The organism is Rhodoferax sp. ZS1R8 (genome assembly GCF_056521325.1).
This window is the reverse complement of the sequence record NZ_JBWMBA010000045.1, coordinates 1-1,739: the sequence shown is the minus strand read 5'-3', so window position 1 is coordinate 1,739 and position 1,739 is coordinate 1. Positions and strand designations below refer to the sequence as shown.

Genomic DNA, 1,739 nt, shown 5'->3' with positions numbered 1-1,739 from the left:
ACGTTGCCGAGACCATTGAACAACTCTCTGCTGCCTGGACGCTGCAACCTGGCGACCTGATATTTACCGGCACCCCTGAAGGTGTGGGCGCCGTGGTGCGCGGCGACACATTGGTGGGTGGTATCGATGGCCTGCAAGGCCTATCGGTACGCTTGGAGTAAGCCACTTGTCCACGACCACCCTGCCCGCTTTTGCCTATGCCCGGCAGACCGAGGGCCGCTACCAGTCCACCCAGCTGACCCGCGGCCCCTGGCATCCCGACCACCAACACGCCGGTCCGCCGATTGCACTGGTCTGCGGTGCGTTTGAGGCTGCGGCCCAGGCCCATGGTCTGATCCACATCGCCCGACTCACCGCCAACCTGATACGCCCGGTGCCCATTGGTGAACTGCAGGTGCAGGTCACACCCATTTATGTGGGGCGCAATGCCGGGCATTTTTCAGCCCAGCTGCTGGCCGATGGCAAAGTGGTGGGCATGTTCACCGCCCTGGCCCAGCGCGAAAACGCGTTTGAATTGCCTGACGGCCTGCCCGGCCACCCGCTGCCGATGGCACCCAAACCGCCAGACGAATCACCAGGCGCCAACTTCCCGTTTGCGGGCCGCCGCGTGGGTTATTCCGACCTGGTCGAAACCCGCACCGCCCAGGGCACCATCTTCGACGGGCCCTGCGCCATCTGGTTTCGACTGCGCCACCCGCTGCTGGACGGCCATGCACCCAGCGCATACCAGCGTGTGGCGGTGGCGGCCGATTCAGGCAACGGCATCAGCGCGGTGCTCGACTATGAACGCTACAGCTTTGTCAACTCCGATCTGACCGTCCACCTGCTGCGCCCACCCGAGGGCGAATGGATCTGCCTGGAGGCGCGCACCTGGCTGGGTAACAACGGCTGTGGCCTGGCCGAGTCCGCGTTGTACGATGCCCAAGGTTTGATCGGTCGGTCCACCCAGAGCCTGGCCGTCAAGGTCCGATAGAAGCCCGTTTAAAGCCCTCCACAGAAAAACCTTACGCCCATGCTGCGCAGCCCCATCAAACATTGCAAACAGTGCGGAACCGCCGTGGTCTACCGCTTGCCAGACGACGGCGACACCAAGGAGCGCGCCGTTTGTATGGCCTGCCGTACGGTGCATTACGAGAACCCGTTGAATGTGGTGGGCACCGTGCCCCACTGGGGTGACAAAGTGTTGCTATGCAAACGCAATATCGAGCCGCGCTGGGGCAAGTGGACACTACCAGCCGGCTTTATGGAGCTAAACGAAACCACGGCCGAGGGCGCCGCGCGCGAGACCGATGAAGAAGCCGGTGCGCAGATCGAGATGGAGGGCCTGTTTACGCTGCTCAACGTATCCAGGGTCGGCCAGGTCCACCTGTTTTACCGCGCCCGCCTGCTCAGCGACGTATTCAACCCCGGCACCGAAACAATAGAAGCGCGCCTGTTTGCCGAGGACGAAATCCCCTGGGACGAGATCGCATTTCGTACTGTAAAGGAAACCCTGGAGCACTACTTTGCAGACCGCAGGCGTGGCCAATACGGCCTCCACCAAATGGACATTGTGTAGCCGTGGCCTCTGCCCCCCCGCCCAAGGACAACCCGTTGGCCGAAGCCATGTTCCAACTGGTCTTGCAGGTGCCCGGCAGCACTGAACCAGTGCGCGCGCACCCAGCCGAGCGGGCCCATGCCATTGCGCGCAAGGCCGCCCGCACCGCCAGCGTAGTGTCCGGTTCGCTGGCCCTGCCCCC

General features: G+C 63.4%; 3 protein-coding genes. All 3 read left to right on the top strand.

What is annotated here, in order from left to right; all coding sequences use genetic code 11:
• The coding region (locus AC097P_RS23590) for a fumarylacetoacetate hydrolase family protein (protein ID WP_479612868.1) at nucleotides 1-161 on the top strand (161 nt) is incomplete at its 5' end.
• Nucleotides 162-166: 5 nt separating this feature from the next.
• Entirely contained in the window at nucleotides 167-973 is an 807-nt protein-coding gene (locus tag AC097P_RS23585; RefSeq protein ID WP_479612867.1) for a thioesterase family protein, read from the top strand.
• Between the two features lie 39 nt (nucleotides 974-1,012).
• A complete protein-coding gene (locus AC097P_RS23580; protein ID WP_479612866.1) occupies nucleotides 1,013-1,558 on the top strand; it encodes an NUDIX hydrolase in 546 nt (181 codons plus the stop codon).
• The last annotated feature ends 181 nt before the right edge of the window (nucleotides 1,559-1,739 follow it).

Bases quoted from the DNA above. Each gene is read 5' to 3' on its own strand.
- AC097P_RS23580 (WP_479612866.1), top strand. From the start codon at position 1,013: ATGCTGCGCAGCCCCATCAAACATTGCAAACAGTGCGGAACCGCCGTG.